Source organism: Merdibacter massiliensis, from assembly GCF_900155395.1.
GTDB classification, from domain to species: domain Bacteria; phylum Bacillota_I; class Bacilli_A; order Erysipelotrichales; family Erysipelotrichaceae; genus Merdibacter; species Merdibacter massiliensis.
In genome coordinates this window covers 206,338-225,732 of sequence record NZ_LT699727.1, presented here as the reverse complement: position 1 = coordinate 225,732, position 19,395 = coordinate 206,338, and the positions used below count along the sequence as shown (strand labels likewise).

General features: G+C 40.8%; 15 protein-coding genes. 12 read left to right on the top strand and 3 right to left on the bottom strand.

Annotation, left to right across the window (positions count from 1 at the left end):
- Positions 1-5: 5 nt before the first annotated feature.
- Both BQ9859_RS09015 and BQ9859_RS09010 read right to left on the bottom strand, forming a co-directional pair.
- The gene (locus tag BQ9859_RS09015; RefSeq protein ID WP_075877853.1) at positions 6-1,877 is read right to left on the bottom strand and encodes an LCP family glycopolymer transferase; all 1,872 of its coding nucleotides are present in this window, start codon (positions 1,875-1,877) and stop codon (positions 6-8) included.
- 92 nt (positions 1,878-1,969) lie between these two features.
- Positions 1,970-3,547 (bottom strand): LCP family protein, encoded by a 1,578-nt coding sequence (locus BQ9859_RS09010; RefSeq protein WP_075877852.1) that lies wholly within the window; start codon positions 3,545-3,547, stop codon positions 1,970-1,972.
- A 164-nt stretch (positions 3,548-3,711) separates the two neighbouring features.
- On the opposite strand from BQ9859_RS09010, the gene BQ9859_RS09005 reads away from it, so the two are divergent.
- From BQ9859_RS09005 to BQ9859_RS08965, 10 genes are all read left to right on the top strand, one after another.
- A complete protein-coding gene (locus BQ9859_RS09005; protein WP_075877851.1) occupies positions 3,712-5,925 on the top strand; it encodes an ATP-dependent helicase in 2,214 nt (737 codons plus the stop codon).
- A 15-nt stretch (positions 5,926-5,940) separates the two neighbouring features.
- The gene (ligA, locus tag BQ9859_RS09000) at positions 5,941-7,938 is read left to right on the top strand and encodes an NAD-dependent DNA ligase LigA (RefSeq protein WP_075877850.1); all 1,998 of its coding nucleotides are present in this window, start codon (positions 5,941-5,943) and stop codon (positions 7,936-7,938) included.
- Entirely contained in the window at positions 7,925-9,010 is a 1,086-nt protein-coding gene (locus BQ9859_RS08995; RefSeq protein ID WP_075877849.1) for a CamS family sex pheromone protein, read from the top strand. The genes ligA and BQ9859_RS08995 overlap by 14 nt, the downstream gene beginning before the upstream one ends.
- A gap of 16 nt (positions 9,011-9,026) precedes the next feature.
- On the top strand, positions 9,027-9,320 hold the full coding sequence (gene gatC / locus BQ9859_RS08990) for an Asp-tRNA(Asn)/Glu-tRNA(Gln) amidotransferase subunit GatC (RefSeq protein ID WP_075877848.1): 294 nt from the start codon (positions 9,027-9,029) through the stop codon (positions 9,318-9,320).
- Between the two features lies 1 nt (position 9,321).
- On the top strand, positions 9,322-10,743 hold the full coding sequence (locus BQ9859_RS08985) for an amidase family protein (RefSeq protein ID WP_075877847.1): 1,422 nt from the start codon (positions 9,322-9,324) through the stop codon (positions 10,741-10,743).
- Positions 10,740-12,164: an Asp-tRNA(Asn)/Glu-tRNA(Gln) amidotransferase subunit GatB gene (gene gatB / locus BQ9859_RS08980; protein WP_075877846.1), complete on the top strand. Its 1,425-nt coding sequence runs from the start codon at positions 10,740-10,742 to the stop codon at positions 12,162-12,164. The genes BQ9859_RS08985 and gatB overlap by 4 nt, the downstream gene beginning before the upstream one ends.
- A gap of 49 nt (positions 12,165-12,213) precedes the next feature.
- Positions 12,214-12,825: a hypothetical protein gene (locus BQ9859_RS08975; protein WP_075877845.1), complete on the top strand. Its 612-nt coding sequence runs from the start codon at positions 12,214-12,216 to the stop codon at positions 12,823-12,825.
- A 92-nt stretch (positions 12,826-12,917) separates the two neighbouring features.
- The gene (rlmD, locus tag BQ9859_RS08970) at positions 12,918-14,291 is read left to right on the top strand and encodes a 23S rRNA (uracil(1939)-C(5))-methyltransferase RlmD (protein WP_075877844.1); all 1,374 of its coding nucleotides are present in this window, start codon (positions 12,918-12,920) and stop codon (positions 14,289-14,291) included.
- 35 nt (positions 14,292-14,326) lie between these two features.
- Entirely contained in the window at positions 14,327-14,461 is a 135-nt protein-coding gene (locus BQ9859_RS12810) for a hypothetical protein (RefSeq protein ID WP_268874600.1), read from the top strand.
- Between the two features lie 62 nt (positions 14,462-14,523).
- Positions 14,524-16,860 carry a hypothetical protein gene (locus BQ9859_RS08965; RefSeq protein ID WP_075877843.1) on the top strand — a complete coding sequence of 779 codons (2,337 nt, stop codon included), beginning with the start codon at positions 14,524-14,526 and terminating at the stop codon, positions 16,858-16,860.
- Positions 16,861-17,001: 141 nt separating this feature from the next.
- On the opposite strand, the gene BQ9859_RS08960 is transcribed toward BQ9859_RS08965, so the two are convergent.
- The gene (locus tag BQ9859_RS08960) at positions 17,002-18,432 is read right to left on the bottom strand and encodes a deoxyguanosinetriphosphate triphosphohydrolase (RefSeq protein WP_083662814.1); all 1,431 of its coding nucleotides are present in this window, start codon (positions 18,430-18,432) and stop codon (positions 17,002-17,004) included.
- 110 nt (positions 18,433-18,542) lie between these two features.
- On the opposite strand from BQ9859_RS08960, the gene BQ9859_RS08955 reads away from it, so the two are divergent.
- Both BQ9859_RS08955 and BQ9859_RS08950 read left to right on the top strand, forming a co-directional pair.
- A complete protein-coding gene (locus BQ9859_RS08955; RefSeq protein ID WP_075877842.1) occupies positions 18,543-18,974 on the top strand; it encodes a PaaI family thioesterase in 432 nt (143 codons plus the stop codon).
- 175 nt (positions 18,975-19,149) lie between these two features.
- Positions 19,150-19,356, top strand: a complete 207-nt coding sequence (locus BQ9859_RS08950) for a hypothetical protein (protein ID WP_075877841.1) — start codon at positions 19,150-19,152, stop codon at positions 19,354-19,356.
- The last annotated feature ends 39 nt before the right edge of the window (positions 19,357-19,395 follow it).

Sequence of the window (19,395 nt, the reverse complement as noted above, 5' to 3'; positions counted from 1 at the left end):
CCTGTTTATTGAGCAGGTGCTGTTTGTGATTGAGAAGGATCTTGTACCTGTGTACCTTCACTAGGCGTTGTTTCCTGCGGCGGAGTAGTTGGCTGTTCCTGCGGTACTTCCGGTTCTGTTGGCTGTGTTGGAGTTTCTTCAGTAACAGGAGGTGTGGTTTCTGGTGTTGCCGGTGTTTGGGTAGAAGGTGTGGTCTGCGGCGGTGTTTCAACAGAAGGAGTTTCATATGAAACGCTGTTATCCGATCCAGAATAGACACTGTATGGGTTCAGGTTTGCGGCTTCATCAGCCCAAACCATATAACTGCTTTCTTTAAATTCCACGTCATTGAAATTTAAATCATTCACATTGAACGTAAATGCGGACATAGAAGGAGTTTCGAACATGCTATTATATGCAAGATTGATCAGCTGCGCATCTTCTTTTGTCAATAAATGGCAAGACAGCGGTGTTCCAGGCATGCTCGCTGTAGATAACTGCATATCATAGCCGTCTGTCAGCGTAATGCTTTCTACGCTCCAAGGAGATAAATGATCCAATTGGTAAGAAAGAAAAGAAGAAAGCTGCGTCATTGGAATATTGGTAGAAACATATTTTTGTGCAATGCTCATCACTTTATTGACATTGGATGCACCTTCTACAGTTGTCAGTTTTTTGATGATGGCTTCAATGATTTGGGTTTGTGCAAATTCACGGCCCTGTGTACCCCAAGTTTCTGTTTTGCGATGTCTGGAGTATGCCAATGCTTGTTTTCCATTCAAGTGCTGCTGACCTGCTGTTAAACAGATTTGATGTTCACTGTCTTTATTTCGGTATTCGTCCTGTTCACAAAAATCTAATTTAACATCAACATCAACGCCGCCGATCGCATCAACGATCTCAATTACGGAGAAGAAGTTTACTTTGGCATAATAGTCAATATCGATACCTGTAAATTCTTCCAGACCGGCAATGCTGTTTTCCGGCCCGTTATTTCCTAAATGGGTCAATTTGTCGCTTGCATTGCCTAATGCCGGATTAGGAACGTAAGAGTCGCGTGGAATTGAAATGGTAGTGATTTTGTTTGTTTTTGGATTGATCATCAATAAAATGTTGACATCGCATCGTCCGTTGATGCTCGGATCATCTCCTTCATCCATTCCTCCTAAATAAACAACAAATGGTTCCGTGCGCAGATCTTTATCTGTCGTTGCTGTGTTGACAGAAGAACTTTCGCGTTCATAAGTGGTTAATACCCGTATCTCACTTTGCATATTTTCATATTGTTCTTCTAATAATGAAATACTGGTGTTGGAAATGATCATGGCATCTAACTCGCCATTTTGCATCTGTTCATACATGGAAGTATAATCCAGAAGCTCTGTATAATTTATATCATTGACTTCTTCGTCTAATTGTTCCTTGGCATATTGTGCATTGTCTGAATCCAGTCCGCTTTGTATGCCGACACTATGCCCGCTTAAATCTGCAATGGAGCGGATAGATGAATCTGAAGGCGTGATAACTGAAATTTTGATGACTGATTGATCACCTTGTGTAACGATTGCTAATGTATTGCTGGAGTGCTGGATCGTATAACTGGAAAAACATAAGACACCGCAAAGCAAAAGCAGAAATATGCGGTGGATCCAAGTAGCGACTGCATTTCTTTTTTTAAAGAAGATCAGCAGAAAACTGACTACGCCGATGATGAGTATGACAGCGGATACTGCAAGTAAGATCCACAAGACACGATTGCTTGGCAGCAATGTATACAAGTGGAAGAAGTAATAAAAGGAAATGAGTGCCACGATGGCAAAAATAACGAAAACGGCCCAGTCTATCTTAGGAGACAGCAGGCGTGTATCTTTTTTTATTGCTTTTTTTTCTTTCTTCATAAATATCACCTTTTTTTATTATAGAGGAAGTGTGAAGGAAAAGAAATAAAAAAAGTATGTGAATGAGGATATTCACATACTTTTCACAAATTTTAGTAAGCTTCTACTTCGTTGCTCCACACATATTCTTCCTTGTCTTGGAATTGCTTTCTGCCTTTTGAAAGGTCATTCAAGTCAAAATAGAAATCTTTCATCTTTGGATTCGTGGCGTTGGATTCGTAAGCATATTCTACATACTGTACATCGGTTTTGCTAAAAACATAGGCATCGGAAAGATCGTTTAAAGATGCTTGATAGAGATAATGTGCATTGACGCCATTGTCTAATGACAGGCTCTCGATTGTCCAAGGTTGCATGTTAGAGAGTTGCTGCTTTGCAAATTCTGTCATTTTTGATGTCGGCATGTTCGTTTCAACATAGGAAGGAATGATATCCATCAATGTTTCGATGGAAGAAACACCTTGCACCGATATCAAACGGTCAATGATTGCCTTTAAGATTCGCTGCTGTGCACGTTCTCTACCAGCAGTATCATAACCAACTGTCTTGCGATGGCGTGCATATGCCAATGCTTGTTGCCCATCTAAATGCTGTTTTCCGGCACTTAAACAAATCTGATGTTCTGCATCTTTGTTTCGATTTTCATCTTGCTCACAGAAATCGATTTCGACGTCAACATCGATTCCCCCCAACGCATCTACAATTTCAATGACGCTGGAAAAAGAAATGCGCGCATAGTAATCGATATCGATGTTGAAATAGTCTTCCACGCTTTTTACAGTAATGTCTGCTCCATACAAACCGGTATGCGTGAGTTTATCTAAAGTAAATTCACTGCCTTCATAGGCTGCGTTAGGAATATAGGCATCTCTTGGCAATGAGATCATCGTAACATGATGAGCGATCGGATTGATGAACAGCAAAATGTTGACATCACTTCGTAACTGCTGATCAGGTGAACCCATCTCATCGATTCCGCTGATATAAACGACAAATCCATCGGTAGCCAGATTCTTATTGCTGTCATCTTGCCATGTCTTTGTATAAGAATATGTTGCTATGGTTCGAAAATCATCTTGCTGAATCTCTTTATTCTGGATCATCATATCATAATAGTTGGCGCTGATGGCAACAGCATCCAAATTGCCTAAAGACAGATTGGTGATCAGATTGGAATAATAGGTATCATCACTGATCTGTGCAGCAGGGGCATCTTTTGCTAATTGTTCTTTCATATAGGTACCGACTTCGGCATCGCTTCCGTTTTGAACACCAATTGTCGCAACATCGTCAAGACTTTGGATACCGGAGAGATCACTTTCATTTCTGCTTAAGACATATACTTGAATTTGTTCATCTTCTGCAGTAGAAATATCATTCAGCAAGCGGTTGATGCGGCCGCTGAAATGGCCGGCAATCATAAATGCGGCGCATAGAAGGCAAATAAAAACACGTTTTGCATAGACGAACCATTTGGCCCATCGTTTCGTGATAGAATAAAACAATAAAATATAGATCATAACTGTTACGATCAATGCAAGAACCAACCAAAGAGTAGGTAATAAGTTCATTGCAAATAAAGTATAAAAACTGTAAATGATCGAAATCAGTAACACCAATAGAAACAGCAAATCAATGGTGCGTGAATAATTTCTTCTTTTTTTCTTCATTGTGACACCTCAATACGTCCCTTATTATAATATAGAGATAGTGAAAAAGCTATTGATTTTTAAGGATGTATCTATTTTGTTATATTTCACTATTCATCGTATTTTTCAAAAACAAACAGATGTTTTTAATGGATTTTAGTGTATAATAGTGCAGAGGTGGTCTTGTGTCCGTTCTAGAACGATTGAATGCCAAACAAAGAGAAGCTGCTGCTTGTGTAGATCGGCATGTTCGAATCATTGCAGGAGCAGGCAGTGGAAAAACAAGAGTCGTTACTACACGAATCGCATATTTGATAGAGGAATGTCATGTGTATCCCAATAAAATCTTGGCGATCACATTTACCAATAAAGCTGCAAGGGAAATGAAGGAGCGGGTAGAGAACATGCTGGGGCCGATGGCTCACAGCGTGCAAATATCGACGATCCATTCTTTTTGTGTCCGTTTATTAAGGGAAGATATTCGTGAACTTGGTTATCCTCGTAATTTTACGATATTAGACAGCGAAGATCAAAAAAGCATCTTAAAAGAACTATATAAAGAGAAGTCCGTTGATTCCAAGGTTTATTCATATCCATCAATGCTAGGCTATATCTCTGCATGCAAAAGTGCTTTTGTTTCACCAGTGCAGGCAAAAGAGATGGCCCAGTTAGAAGGACAGCGCATCAAAGCCGATGTTTATGAAACTTATGAAAAAAGATTGAAAGATATGTACGCCTTAGATTTTGATGATCTTTTATTGGATGCTTATCATTTATTAGCAAAAAGTGAGGAGCTGCGAGCAAAATGGCAGCGCCGCTTTTCTTATATTCATGTGGATGAATTTCAGGATGTAGATGACTTGCAATATAATATCATCCGATTGCTTTGCGGAGAACATACAAAATTATGCGTAGTAGGAGATCCAGATCAAACGATCTATACATGGCGTGGGGCGCAAGTGGATATCATCTTGCATTTTGAAAAAGATTTTCCTGATTGCAAGACAGTTATCTTAAATGAAAATTACCGTAGTCAGGAACATATCCTCAAAGGAGCAAACGCGGTAATCAAAAATAACAAGAATCGTATTGAAAAGGATTTATTTACCAGTCAGCACAGCGATCAAAAAATCATCCATTTCTCTGCTTCTGATGAACAGAATGAGCCGGTTTGGGTGGCGGCAAAAATTAAGACATTACACCACAGCGGTGTTTCGTATCGGGATATGGCAGTATTGTATCGTTCCAATTATTTGTCGAGAGCATTGGAAAAAGCGTTTTTAGATGCACACATTCCATATCGTATCTATGGGGGCATCCGTTTCTATGAGCGTGCCGAGATCAAAGATGCGCTCTCTTATCTACGCCTGTTAGCTCCTAAGATAGAAGGAGATACAAAAGAATTGTGGAAAAGCTTGGCCGTTCGACGTGTATTAAATGTACCAAAGCGGGGAATCGGTGCAAAAAGCATAGAACAATTGGAAACACAGGCAAAAGCAGAAGATACAAATTTATATGAGGTATTAAAGCATCCGGCGCTTTCACAGTCGAAAGCCAAAAGCGGTATTGCCTCGTTTGTACATGTGATCGAAGAATGCCGCGCATGTGCATCTACATTAAGTATCGATCTGTTAATGAAAAAGGTATTGGAAGATAGCGGCTATCTGCAAATGCTGCAGGAAGACAATGAAAGCGATCGGATGGAAAATATCAAAGAATTGTTGAATGACATGCAGCAATATATCGAATGGAATCCCGAAGCGGATCTCAATGATTATTTGCAGGAAATTGCGTTGTATACAGATAATGATCTTTATGAAGGAAATGATGTCGTACAGCTGATGACGGTCCATGCAGCAAAAGGATTGGAATTTGACTGTGTATTCATCTATAATCTGTGTGAAGGTATTTTCCCAAGCGAAAGAAGTATCAGCGAGGGTGGAAGCGCTGCTTTAGAAGAAGAGAGAAGGCTCATCTACGTAGCGATGACACGTGCGAAAAAGCAGTTGTTTATTTCAGACTCGATGGGATACAGCTTTGTATTGGACAAGATCAAGACCCCATCGCGCTTTGTTATGGAAATACCAAGTGAACTGATGGAAGATGTAGGAGCAAAACCACGGAATCGATTCAGTGATGATATTGATTTATATCAGCAAGGTGGTTTTGGAGCCACGCGCCAGGTGGCTGGTCATGGAAAACCTGCAACAGAAGATAAGAAAAAAGAGAAACGCCGTAAACGGGATGGCCGCATGCGCAAGGGAGATCTTGTGCATCATGATTCTTTTGGAGATGGAGTGATCATTCAGATAGAAGATGGTTTAGCTACCATTGCATTTGAACAAAAATTTGGCGTGCGTAAGATCTTGATCGATCATCCTTCGTTAAGCAGAAAATAAATGGAGGGAACAACCATGGACGAAATAAAACGAATAAGGGAGCTGCGCGCATTGCTTGAACAGCTTTCTTATGAATATTATGTACTGGATCATCCAAGTCGCAGTGATCAAGAATATGACCGTTATATGCAGGAATTGATCGCCTTGGAAGAAAAGCATCCGGAAGAATATGATCCCAATTCACCGACACAGCGTGTTGGCGGTGCCGTATTGGATGGATTTGAAAAAGTGGAACATAAACGCATGATGTTATCGTTGGGAAATGTGTTCAATTATGAAGAGCTGGCAGCCTTTGATGAACGTGTGAGGGCGAGTGAATCGCAAGTGCGTTATGTCGTAGAGTTAAAAATTGATGGTTTGGCTATGTCTTTGATTTATCAAGACGGAAATTTTGTACAAGCCGTAACACGCGGAGATGGAAATATCGGTGAAGATGTCACAAATAATATCAAAACGATTCAAAGCATTCCGATGCATATCGATTTGATGGGAGAGGTAGAAGTCCGTGGCGAGGTGTATATGCCGAAGGCAAGTTTTCGCCGTCTGAATAGTGAAAGAGAAGCAAATGGAGAAGAACTGTTTGCCAATCCGCGAAATGCTGCCGCTGGAAGCGTTCGTCAGCTTGACAGCAGCATTTGTGCAAAACGCGGTCTGGATGCTTTTTGGTATTATTTTGTCAATGCCCAGGAATATGGCATTCATTCGCAAGAGGAAGCATTAGAGACGATGTCACAGATGCATCTGCGTGTGAATCCGCTGCGCCGCTGTTGTGATACAGTAGATGAAATCTGGCAGTTTATTCAGGAAATCAGTGAGCAGCGTCATGACCTTCCTTATGAAATTGATGGAATTGTTATCAAAGTGGACGATCTGAATGCCTGGACCCGTTTAGGTACGACGGTGAAAGTACCGCGTTGGGCAACAGCATATAAATTTCCTGCTGAAGAGGTGAAGACACGTTTGTTGGATATTGTCTTGAGCGTGGGAAGAACGGGACGAATCACGCCAAATGCCGTATTGGAACCAGTACGAGTGGCAGGTACAACAGTCAGTGCTGCACAATTGCATAATGAAGATATGATCAAAGAAAAAGATATTCGTATTCATGATATCGTGATCGTACGAAAAGCGGGGGACATCATTCCAGAAGTGGTTGGACCGGATATCGAACGCAGAGACGGCTCTCAGCAGCCTTATGTATTTCCATCTACGTGTCCTATTTGCGGAGGACATTTGTTAAGACTGCCTCAGGAAGCTGCACATTATTGCATCAATCAAGACTGTCCGGCAAGAGTCGTAGAAAGCATCATTCATTTTGCATCCCGGGATGCGATGGATATCGATACATTAGGAGATAAGCGTGTGGAACAGCTTCATGAATGGGGCATGCTGGATTCGATCGAGGATATTTATCGATTAAAGGAACATCGTCAAGAATTGCTCGCAAAAGAAGGCTATCAAGCAAAATCCGTGCAGAAATTATTGGATGCGATCGAAAAAAGCAAAGAAAATCCATTGGAAGATCTGCTGTTTGGTTTGGGAATTCGTCAGGTAGGAAAAAAGGCAGCCAGGATCTTGGCAAAACAGTTTTTAAGCATGGATGCATTGATGGCAGCCGATGAAGAACAGTTAACGATGATCCGCGATATCGGTGAAATCACGGCAAAAAGCATCGTAGCGTTCTTTGCTGAAGAAAAAAACCAGCACATGATCGATCAGCTTCGCTCTTTTGGACTTCGCATGGACAGTGAAAAAGAGGAGATCAAAGAAAGCATATTTACAAATAAGACGATCGTATTGACAGGAACTTTGTCTTATTACACTCGCAACGAAGCAAAAGCCATCTTGTTGTCATTAGGGGCCAATGTTGCTGGAAGTGTTTCCAAGAAAACCGATCTGGTCATCTATGGAGAAAATGCTGGTTCAAAATTAACCAAAGCACAAGAGTTGGGTGTGGAAATGATGAATGAAGAAGCCTTTGTTCAGGAGGTGAAAGCATATGAAAGCCAATAAATTATTGTTAGCAGTCATTACAGGCGCATTCTTTTTGAGCGCATGCAACGGCGATCAAAAAAACAGACAGGAAACACAAACCGTTGCGACTGAAGGGGATTATGCTGCTATCTTGCCTTTTTCTACATCGGATGCTCGACAAAAACATACTTCCGTGACGTCCGACCAAGGAGAACGATACAATATTACGACCGGTTTGATGGAATTATCTGAAAATTATTTTAAAACAAATAATGTTGCTTTTAAAGAAAGTCAATTTTTAACTTATGATGTATTGGATGCATCAGACTATACGACAGGCTTATTAGGACGTGCGAGCGATTCTAATCCAGATGGCTTAAATCAAAGCGCAGATGAAGATTTTGACACAGGTAAAGGAAAAACAGCCAAGGGAGTTGCCCCTTTGATTGATATTTATGAATTGGACTGGTATTCCGGCAGCGAGTTAAAAGGTATTTCGCTATCGATGGTATTGAGCGCATCTACCAAAGATGCGAACAATAACAGCGTGACGATCAGTGAAGATCAATTGAAAGTATTTGCGGATTCACAGGGAAAGAAATTAAACAGCTATATGCGTGATAATTTTCCAGAAATCAGCAGCAATACGCCGATCTTGATTGCTGTGTATGTATTGAGCGAAGATGAAGTATTGCCGGGGCATTATGTCATGCAGGCATACTGCACCTCGAATTCAGCATCTTTTTCGGATGTAAATGAGGAGTGGGTATTATTGCCTAGTACATCATTTACGGAAAAAGACGGGGATGTTGCAACACAGTTCAGCGAACTGAAAAACGGATTGTCCGGTTTTACGCCGGATGACGTTTATTTGATCGGACAGGGCAGATTTAAGGATGGAGCGTTGGTCGAACTGAATATCACGGTCAATCTGCATGCGAAAACTGCTGCAGAAGCGATTGCGCTTTCTCAGTATATCAGCGGACAGACGTCTTTGTTTACAAGCACAAATTACGAATTAACGATCGATATATCAAGCGATAATGAACATGTAGCTGTCATTCGAAGGTCTCAAGGATCATCGGATGCACAGACGATCATGTTGATATAGAAAGCAGGAGGATTTGATGGAAACATTTGACAAAGAGTATTTTCAAAAGCTCGCCAATGGGATCATGCTGGATGTCAATGACGAGGAAATTGCGGATCTGCAAAAAGAATTTGAAGTCTTGACGAAGCAGATTCATCTGTTTGACAAGGTAGATACAGAAGGGGTCGAACCAATGGTCTATCCATTTGAAGAACCGACGACATTTTTGCGGGAAGATGTCGTAGAGCATGTGCTTTCACAGGAAGATGCGTTGAAAAATGCAAAGAGCGTAAAAGCAGGACATGTTCATGTGCCAAAGGTGGTGAAGTAAGATGCGTTTATGTGATTATGAAAAACAGGGAATCAGAGAACGTTGTGAACAGGCGCTGGAGAAACTGCGTACACTGCAGCCCCAATTAAATGCAGTAGTTACGTTTTGTGATATTGATGAACAGTTAGAAGCTTTAAAAGACAGAGATCCAAAAGGAAAACTATATGGAATGCCGATTGTTTTGAAAGACAATGTCAGTACAAAAGGCATTCGTACAACGGCGTCCAGCCGCATCTTAGACAACTATGTGCCGGTATATGATGCAAATATCGTCGAACGTTTGAAAGAACAAGGTGCGATCATCATTGCCAAAGCCAGTATGGATGAGCTTGGTATGGGAGGTACGAATAAGAATGCCTATACAGGAAAAGTCAATAATCCATATGATCTGAAACGTATATCCGGGGGAAGCAGCGGAGGCAGTGCCGTATTAGTTGCGGCAGGCGGGGTTGCTGTTGCAATTGGTACGGATACAGGCGACAGTGTGCGCAAACCAGCAGCTTACAATGGAATTATTGGTGTCAAACCAACGTATGGCCGTATCAGCCGTTATGGAATCATACCGTATGCTTCTTCTTTGGACCATGTTGGTTATTTCACAACTAACGTTGAAGATGCATGTACGATGTTAGAAGTGCTTGCAGGCAGAGATGACCGTGATATGACAAGTTCCTATCGTGAAGTGGAAGCTTATCGTGAGCATTTGAACAGTGATCTAAAAGGAAAGGTCATCGGCATCTTGGACAGTGTACAAGATACGATCAAAGAAGAACGCATTAAAACCAATGTTGAAGAGCTTTGTGCAAAATTAGCAGCACGGGGAGCACAGATCCGTCATGTACAAATGCCGCAAGAACTGATGGAGACGATCTTGCCAGTTTATCTGACCATTGCAAATGCGGAAGCAACAGCGAATCATTCCAATTTGGACGGCATTCGATTTGGAATGCGCGAAGATGGGGAGAGCGTAGAAGAAGTGATGAAACATTCCCGTACCAAAGGATTCTCTGCTTATGTACGCAAGCGTTTCATCATCGGAAGTTATTCTTTGTTTGTTGAAAATCAAGATAAATTATTCCGCAAAGCGCAAAAGATCCGCCGTCTGATCGTTGACCACTATCGTGCCTTGTTTGAAGAATGCGACTGCATCATCGCAAGTGCAGCACCGACGATTGCGCCATATGAGGATGAGGCAATGGATGAAGCACTGGGATTGGAACGCTTGGTTGCAGATAACCATATGCAGTTGGGAAACTTTTCTGGTTATCCAAGCATGACATTGCCAAGCGGGTCTATCGACGGCATGCCGATCGGTGTCAATATTACTTGTCGGCCATTTGAAGAACAGACGATGTTCAATATCGGCAAAGCAATCGAAGAAGAAACAGGACTAGCCGATCATACAGTGGAGGTGAAAGCATGAATTACGAAACAGTCATCGGAATTGAGATCCACTGCGAACTGAAAACGAATACAAAAATGTTTTCCAGTGCTCCTGTTCGCTTTGGAGAAGTGGCAAATACATGTGTCAATGAAATTGATTTAGGGCATCCTGGTATTTTGCCATGTGTAAATAAAGAAGCAGTTCGTTTAGCTATCAAAGCAGCAACCGCTTTGCATTGTACGATCGATCCGCTGATTCGCTTTGATCGTAAAAACTATTATTATTCAGACCTTCCAAAAGGTTTCCAGATTACCCAGCAGTTTCACCCGATTGGAAGCGGAGGCTATGTGGAAATCGAGACAGAAGAGGGCAAGAAAAAAATTCGTTTGAACCGTATGCATATGGAAGAGGATACGGCAAAACAGTTTCACAGCGATGCGGGAACTCTGATCGATTTTAACCGTGCTGGAACGCCGTTAGTGGAAATCGTCAGTGAGCCAGATATGCGCAATGGTGCGCAAGCAGCAGCTTATGTAGAAAAACTGCGTATGATCTTGTTATATCTTGGTGTCAGTGATGTAAAGATGGAAGAGGGCAGCATGCGCTGCGATGTCAATATATCCCTTCGTCCGCAAGGCAGTGATACCTTTGGCGTCAAAACCGAAATTAAGAATCTAAACTCTATTTCTAATGTTCAAAAAGCAATCGATGCCGAAGTTGAACGTCAGCGCCAGATCTTAGAGGCAGGCGGCGAAGTTGAACAAGCGACACGTCGTTATGATGAAACGCAAAAGACGACGATCTTGATGCGTAAAAAGGAAGGAAATGTAGATTATAAATATTTCCCGGAACCGAATATCTTCCCTATAAGGTTAGATGATGCATGGATCAAAGAGATCCAAGATCATTTGGAGGAACTGCCAGATCAGCGAAAAGAGCGTTACATGCACGATTTTGGTTTGAATGATTATGATGCCGGCGTATTGGTAGCAACACGCGAACTGGCTGATTTCTTCGAAAGTGTATGCCAGCATACAAAAGCATATAAAAAAGCAGCTAACTGGGTCATCGTTGAGTTGACAGCCGCTTTAAACAAAGCAAATTTGAAAGTGAAAGATAATCCATGCGATCCAACTTATTTAGCTGATATGATCAATATGGTCGAAAAGGGAGATATCAGCGGCAAACAAGCAAAAGTTGTCTTTGAAGAAATACTAAAAGGAAAAGATCCGAAGAAAGTCGTCGAAGAAAAAGGCATGAAACAGATGAGCGATACAGGGGAACTGTTAGCGATGATCCAAAGCGTATTAGATGCCAATCCGCAGTCGATTGCAGATTTTAAAAATGGAAAAGATCGCGCTGTCGGCTATTTGGTAGGACAAGTGATGAAAGCCAGCAAAGGACAGGCAAATCCTGCAATGACCAATCAGCTGATCCAGCAAGAATTAAAGAAAAGATAGCATTCTTTACAGATTTCTAGTAGAATAGAGTTGATCAGGAGTGATAACGATGAAGAAAGTTACAAATAAAAAACAGGGGATGAAAAAAAATAAAGAAAAGCAAAGTCACATCCTTGTCTGGATCGCTTGTGCTGTCATTTTGATACCAATGTTGTTGATAGGAATAGTCGTTATGACTTCGACCGAAAATTCTGGACAGCCGGTTGTGGGAAATCGTTTTTCCGAAAGTGATTTAAATCCTGCTATTAGCGATGATCAGATTGCACAAGTAAAAGAAGCAATGGAAGGTCTTGATTCTGTAGAAAGCGTAGAGGTGAATTTAAAAAGTGCTACGCTTCGCGTAAATATCAATTTGGCGGATAATCTGACAGCAAGCGATAAAGATACTGTGAAAAGTATTGCAAAGAGTGCCTACAGTGCCATTAATAAAATATTGCCAGTAGATACGTACTTCCAGCAAAAAGAAGATGGAAAGATGTATGATCTCTCCATCAATGTGTATAATTATTCCAACTTTGATGATACACATCCAGAAGATCAATGGATCTATATTTGCTTGATTAAAAATTCTGCGTCAGAAGACAGTGTGCTAGATGTTGTTAGTGAAGCAAGAGATCCGGAAACAGCAGAAGCGGTGATGAACGGAACGACCGTGGAATAGTAAGAAAGAAATGGAAATGATCCATTTCTTTTTTTTATAGCAGGAAGAAGGAACATGCGGTATAATGTTGGCAAGTGAAAAGAGGAATAGAGATGAAGAAAAACGATACCCTGATTGGTACCTGTGAAAATTATACATATGATGGAATGGGCGTAGTAAAAGCAGATGGTTTTCCTTTGTTCGTCAAAGGATTGCTAGTAAATGAAAAAGCATTGATCGGTGTTACTAAGTTAAAGAAGACCTACGGCTATGCCCGCATCATTGAATTATTGGATTCATCGGATGCAAGAAAAGTGCCTGCTTGTCCGATAGCGAAAGCATGCGGCGGCTGTCAGCTGCAGCATATGTCTTATGATGAACAGCTTCGCTTTAAAAGACAAAAGGTGCAGGACGTAATCAAACGAATTGCACATTTGAATCTAGAGGTCCTTCCGGTAAAAGGGATGGAAGAACCATATTTTTATCGCAATAAAGCCCAAATACCATTTTGTTATACAGATGGTCATTTACACAGCGGATTTTATCGCATCAACAGCAATACAATAATCGATATGGATACATGCTGCATTCAAAGCAAGGAAATCAATCAAATATATGCAGATGTGCGTCAAGTTTTATTGCGCTATCCTCATTTAGCATCTTCCCTGCGTCATGTGCTGATCAAACATGCAGTGTATAAAGATGAGATCATGCTTGTTTTTATCAGCCGTCCCAATGATAGTCAGGATTGGAATGCATTAGCAAGAGAAATGGTTTCATTACATTCAAAGATCCAAAGTGTCATGTTGAATATCAATGATCGAAAGGATAATGTGATTTTAGGGGAGAAAGAAATATGCTTGTATGGACGTGACTATATTGTCGATCAAATGGCGGATTTTTTATTTCATATTTCCGCAAAATCTTTTTATCAGGTCAACCCTGTACAAACAAAAGTGTTGTATGACACAGCTTTGCAGGCGTGTCAATTGAGCGGACAAGAGATCGTGATCGATCTTTATTGCGGAGTGGGGACAATTTCTATGTTTCTTGCAAAACATGCCAAAAAGGTGATCGGTATCGAGATCGTCCCATCGGCAATCCGCAATGCAAAGGCAAATGCAAAAAGAAACGGGATCCATAATATTGAATTTGTCTGCAGCGATGCCACCGCTTATGCAAAAAAACTGGCACAAGAGAAATTGCATCCAGATGTTGTCTGTGTAGATCCGCCAAGAAAAGGATGTGCAAAAAGCGTATTAGAAGATATCGTCAGCATGCAGCCAAAGCGCATCGTTTACGTATCTTGCGATCCAGGTACATTAGCACGTGATCTGCGAATCTTAGAAGATCTGGGATACCATTGTGAAATGGTACAGCCTGTTGATATGTTTCCGCAAACCCATTCGATAGAAAATGTTGCTTTGCTTACCAAAGAAGCAATCGGCATTCAGAAGGTTTGTAAAAAGTCCTCTTTGCAGGAATAAACAGATGGACGATATGCAATAGGTGGGAAGGCGGGATGAAGATATGTCTATCCCAGCGTTGCCTGCTAGATGATGCGCCAGAATGTGCAAAAGAAAAACATTTTTCTGTTTTAGAGCACATGGCTGAAATGGATATAGAAAAGAACAGAAAAAGATTAAGAAGCAAGTAATTGAGAAAGGTTAGTTTAGGAATAGAGAGGAAAGATTCATTTAAGTGTTAGGGGGATTGGAAATGAGAACTCAAGTCCATGTTGGTGGAAAACAATTGCTGATGATTGCCACTGTCTGTGCTTTGCTGTTAACATTGATTGTACGTTCACAACATTCCACGAAAAATGATGTTGAAAAAGTGAGTCTTTCGCTAAATACTGCTGTCAGTGATGATTCCTCGATTGATCTGTATTTATTTGATTCAATACACTATATCACCTTGGAGGACTTGTGCCAATTGACACGGTGTACACAGCAGACAGATGGAGATATCATTTCTGTTACACAGGGAAGCTGGAGCGTTACCTTTGATATTGGAAAACAACAATTCGATGATGGTTATCAATCGGCACCCACAACGATCCTAAAACTATCCGAGAATAAATATGCTGTCCCTGCTTTGCTGTTTTTGAACTATTTCAAGGCGAGCGCCTGTATTGAAAATGGTACTCTGTATACTGCCTGGGAGGCACTTTATACGGATGACTCGGATACTTTGACAGACATCCATACGTTATGTGATGATGAAGGAAATAAGATCTTTTCTTCCACATCAAATGCCAGCTCTGCAGAGGATGCGTATTTGCACGATGCTTATCTTGCTGCTTTGCGTGTGGATCCATACGATTATTCCTCTGTCCAAAAGTATAAAGAATCTAGTCAAAGCGATTTGTATTTGGACCTTTATTCAAAAAAAGGAAACGAATTTTTGCAAGTAATCAGAAGTATTTTGTCTGATACAGCTGAGCCAACGCAGTGGTATATCCAGTATTACAATAATGCAGTTGAGAATTCATTTGTTCGCCGTGCATATGATGCTTTGGAAACAGGTAAGAAAACCGATACCAAACATCATGGAGAGAAATTTTATGAAGCGTTCATTCAGAAATATAAAACAAAGGAAACAGCAGAAACGTATTTTGATGATACCGACTATCTCTTGCTGTTTGTTTCTGCAGCCGCAGACGCTGCACAGCAAATGAAGCATATCAATACCACTGATAATTTGATTTACAATGTAATGGGGAAGGAAAATCTGGATTCCTTGGAAATGACAACAGTGGACAATAAATGGTCGAGTATCGCTGACCAATACCGGAACATATGGAAAATGTCAGCACCGCAGATGGAAACAAAAGCTATTCAGCTCTTTATGAACAAGCTTAGCTGGGAAACGTTAATCGGCGCAGATGTAACAGATGCATCAGCTGTCAATGAAAGTTCTTGGGAATATAGTCAAGATTTTGCACAGCAGCTGAAAGATCATTTTCCTTTGGATGAATCTTTGCTGACAGAAATCAGCACAGATAAAAGAGTCTTGTATTTATCTGAATTGCAGCAAAATGTGCATGAGGCAGCTGTGCGCATGCACCAGCGAATGCAGGGACAATGGGGCGATCGTGAGGTCTATGCCAAATATATCCAAGCCTTGCAGCTTTATGATCAAACTTCGATTGCCATGTACGAAAACTTGATCACAATGGGAGATCAATTTGGACAGGATCAAGATGAGCGGGTACATCAGTTTGAATCTAAAATAGATAGGCTGGCAGTATCGCTGTATCAATTGAGCGTACTTCAGGATGATGGATATTATAATTATCTTCCTTTAGATATCACTTCTTTTACTGTTAAAGATCAAACAGCAAATGAAATGCAATTGAATTATGTGATGCAGAAAGAAACAATTGAATTTCCTGTTTCAGATGGCACATGCTTTTATAGAAATATCATTGAATATCCTTCTTTTAACAATACTTCTGTGGTAGGAACGACTTTAAACCAGCGATACGCCGATATGATCTTGGACTGTAAAAGAAATGATCGAGATTTTGAGGAGTGGTATCAAATGTTTGTAGAGCAGGGATCAAATACCTTTGTCCTGCCTTACTATGAGGATGTCATATGTCAAGTAGTTTATAATGATTTAGGTGCTTTTTCCATTAAAGAAAATCACTCGATGTGGACAGGAGGGGTACATCCCTATCAAAATGTGTTCGGTTTGAATTATGATCTGATTACGGGAAGGGAACTGACGTACTCGGATATTTTAGAGGGAACAGATGAGGAAATTGATAGAATTCTAAGATATTATTTTGAAAAGTCATTAGGCACGCCAACAGATACAGAGCTAGAAATACTAAAGGAAGATACTGAATATGTACTTTGTAAAGAAGGCTTGTGCTTCTATTACAAAACAGGGGATGCTCCTCCACCTACACAAATCATCATTCCCTATACATCAGAAGATACGTATGTCATATCTGTAAAACAATTATTATCGGAACTATATCCTTTGACCTATGATTTTTCTTCAAAAAGCGAGCAAATCCAGTCTTTCCTTTCACAGAGCGAATAAGAGCATGCAGGAAGAAGGGAACTAGAGATATGCAAGTAATTAAAAAACCATCTTGTCTTCTGCGGCAAGATGGTTGATACAATATATCCCATATCTGATTGATTTTTACTGCCTGTAAAGGAGACCAAAATGGTCTCCTTTTTAACTTAATGCAGCAATTCCTTTGATTTCTTGATAGAGGGTCTTTGCATAAGAATCGCTCATCCCGGCAACAAAGTCTGCAGCTAACAGCAAACGATAGTAGACCTTCTCACGATCATCCTGTAACCCTTGAACGGAATCGTAATAATTTTCAATATAGTTTTTTGATAATAACCGATAATATTTTTCTTGGATGTCATTCATCGGTTCAGGACGATCTAGGTGTAACGCTGCATCTACAAATTGTGCAAGCAGAAAGGAGATGATCTCATTTCCCATCAGTTCTAATTTGATGATCGGCCGTGTTTGATATACGCGGTCAAAAGCAAATTTTTTCAATCTGGAAATCACGGAAGCTTGACTGCATACAGCCAAAAGCTCTTTTTCAAATGTCCCGTGCATGATTTCTTCATAATGCTCGATAAATGCTTTTGATACTTCTGAAATGCAAAAGAGCTGTTTTGCGGTCAACCAGTTAAATATAGCGGTGCGGGTCGAGTTATTTTGCAGTGTGTGATCTTCCTGAAATTTTTTATATAAGTTTTCCAATCGGCGTAAACCGCCTTCATCCTTTCCGTCAATGAGTTGCTGCCGCAATTCATCATAACTGTAAGATCCTTTATTGTAGCCATCTTCTAGATCAGAGAATATATAGGCTAAGTCATCAGCTGCTTCCAGGATGAATGTCAAAGGATGCCTTGTCTGCGCTGTACCGGTATTTTCTTTGATCTGTCTGTAGATTGCTTCTTCACTGTAAAAATATCCGTGTTTTTTTCGTAATAAAGAGCGTTGATCTTTTGGTTTGTCACTTTCCATTTTTTTGGCTGTAGAATCGCAAGGATACTTGATGATCGTATCCAAAACCCCGCTTGTTAAATGCAATCCGTATTTGCTGTTGAGACGGTGCAGTCTGGTGATGATCCGCAGGCTTTGTGCATTTCCTTCATAATAATATAGATCATTTCGCTGTTGTTCATTTAATACATCATGGATGCTTTCCTGCTCGTTGTAAGGTATTTGTTTTAAGTGCTGCTGAAACCAGTTTTGGATGGCAGATTCTCCAAAATGCCCGAAAGGCGGATTGCCGATATCGTGGATCAGCGAAGCACACGCCAATGTTTCTACCATATCATGGGTATTGATATCTTCTTTTTCCAATCCTTGTTCAATGATCTGTGAACAAACCTGTTTTCCAATAAATTTTGCAACCGCTGATACCTCCAGTGAATGTGTCAGCCGTGTCCGTACGAAATCCCCGCGGTCTAAAGGAAACACTTGTGTCTTGTCCTGCAGGCGGCGAAAAGAAGCACTGTTGATGATTCGATAATAATCACTTTCCACTTCGCTGCGCAAAGATGTCAGATTGTTATTTTTCTTGCTTTGCGGAATTCGTTCTTCACTGAGCAATTGATTCCAATTCATTCTATTCATGAAGATCCCTCCATTTTCTTTTACTATTATAACATGGTTCATTGTAACTTGATTTGCGTTATTGGGTAGAAAAGGGTAGAATAAAAAAATGTGAATAGGAGGAATGGGAGATGAACTTGGACGAAAGAATTCATCACTTTGTGAATCTGCGAAACGAGAAGAAAGACACGATCAACGCAATGTTGGAGATGCAGTTGATAGAACTGAAAAAAGATAGCCAGACACTGGTAGTTCAGTTTCCGCTGCAATCTTGGGAAATGAATCCGGTGAATCATACGCATGGCGGTATTCTGTCTGCTATGCTGGATGTGGCCATGGGCGGAGCTGCCTATGTTTTTTCACAAGCAGTTTTTACGCCCACGATCCAATTAGCCGTAAATTTTGTGAAAGGATCTACGGCAGGGGATATATTGCGTATTGAAGCTACATGTGATCATGCAGGAAGCCGCATGGCAATGACCAGAGCAGTTGCTTATGATCAAGAGGGGAATGTCATTGCCAGCGCAAACGGCGCATATGCAATCAATACAAAAAGCGTGTAAGAGATTGTAAACAATGAAAAGAAATCGCTTTCATTGAAAAGCTGTTTCTATTCAATGAGAAGCATACAATCGCTGATTGAAAAGTCGAAACACGTCACAGAATGTAGATAAAAGCTGTATATTCATTTTGTAAAAATAGAAATAATGTATTACAATATGTATAAGGAGTGATGATATGCAGCATGGACGAGAATGCATCTATGGCATCAAACTGCGACGTGAGATTCGACTGATAAGAGGCACGACCGCAGATGTTCAGCGGATTCTTGCCTCTTGTCCTAACGCAATCATTGTACGGCTGAAAGACGAGCAAGCAGCCAGCAAATGGCTGAAGCGGAATCAGCGGGGACATCGGAAGATTGTTGAGCTGAATGAGCCGTAGAGGAATCCGTGATTGGGGGATTCTTTTTTAATGGTGTTC

What these genes read in the sequence shown, in the direction of transcription:
- BQ9859_RS08950 (WP_075877841.1), top strand. Translation starts at nt 19,150, where the DNA reads ATGCAGCATGGACGAGAATGCATCTATGGCATCAAACTGCGACGTGAG.
- BQ9859_RS08985 (WP_075877847.1), top strand. Translation starts at nt 9,322, where the DNA reads ATGCGTTTATGTGATTATGAAAAACAGGGAATCAGAGAACGTTGTGAA.
- gatC (WP_075877848.1), top strand. Translation starts at nt 9,027, where the DNA reads ATGGAAACATTTGACAAAGAGTATTTTCAAAAGCTCGCCAATGGGATC.
- BQ9859_RS08975 (WP_075877845.1), top strand. Translation starts at nt 12,214, where the DNA reads ATGAAGAAAGTTACAAATAAAAAACAGGGGATGAAAAAAAATAAAGAA.
- gatB (WP_075877846.1), top strand. Translation starts at nt 10,740, where the DNA reads ATGAATTACGAAACAGTCATCGGAATTGAGATCCACTGCGAACTGAAA.
- BQ9859_RS08995 (WP_075877849.1), top strand. Translation starts at nt 7,925, where the DNA reads ATGAAAGCCAATAAATTATTGTTAGCAGTCATTACAGGCGCATTCTTT.
- rlmD (WP_075877844.1), top strand. Translation starts at nt 12,918, where the DNA reads ATGAAGAAAAACGATACCCTGATTGGTACCTGTGAAAATTATACATAT.
- BQ9859_RS08960 (WP_083662814.1), bottom strand. Translation starts at nt 18,432, where the DNA reads ATGAATAGAATGAATTGGAATCAATTGCTCAGTGAAGAACGAATTCCG.
- BQ9859_RS09015 (WP_075877853.1), bottom strand. Translation starts at nt 1,877, where the DNA reads ATGAAGAAAGAAAAAAAAGCAATAAAAAAAGATACACGCCTGCTGTCT.
- BQ9859_RS08955 (WP_075877842.1), top strand. Translation starts at nt 18,543, where the DNA reads ATGAACTTGGACGAAAGAATTCATCACTTTGTGAATCTGCGAAACGAG.
- BQ9859_RS08965 (WP_075877843.1), top strand. Translation starts at nt 14,524, where the DNA reads ATGAGAACTCAAGTCCATGTTGGTGGAAAACAATTGCTGATGATTGCC.
- BQ9859_RS12810 (WP_268874600.1), top strand. Translation starts at nt 14,327, where the DNA reads ATGAAGATATGTCTATCCCAGCGTTGCCTGCTAGATGATGCGCCAGAA.
- BQ9859_RS09010 (WP_075877852.1), bottom strand. Translation starts at nt 3,547, where the DNA reads ATGAAGAAAAAAAGAAGAAATTATTCACGCACCATTGATTTGCTGTTT.
- ligA (WP_075877850.1), top strand. Translation starts at nt 5,941, where the DNA reads ATGGACGAAATAAAACGAATAAGGGAGCTGCGCGCATTGCTTGAACAG.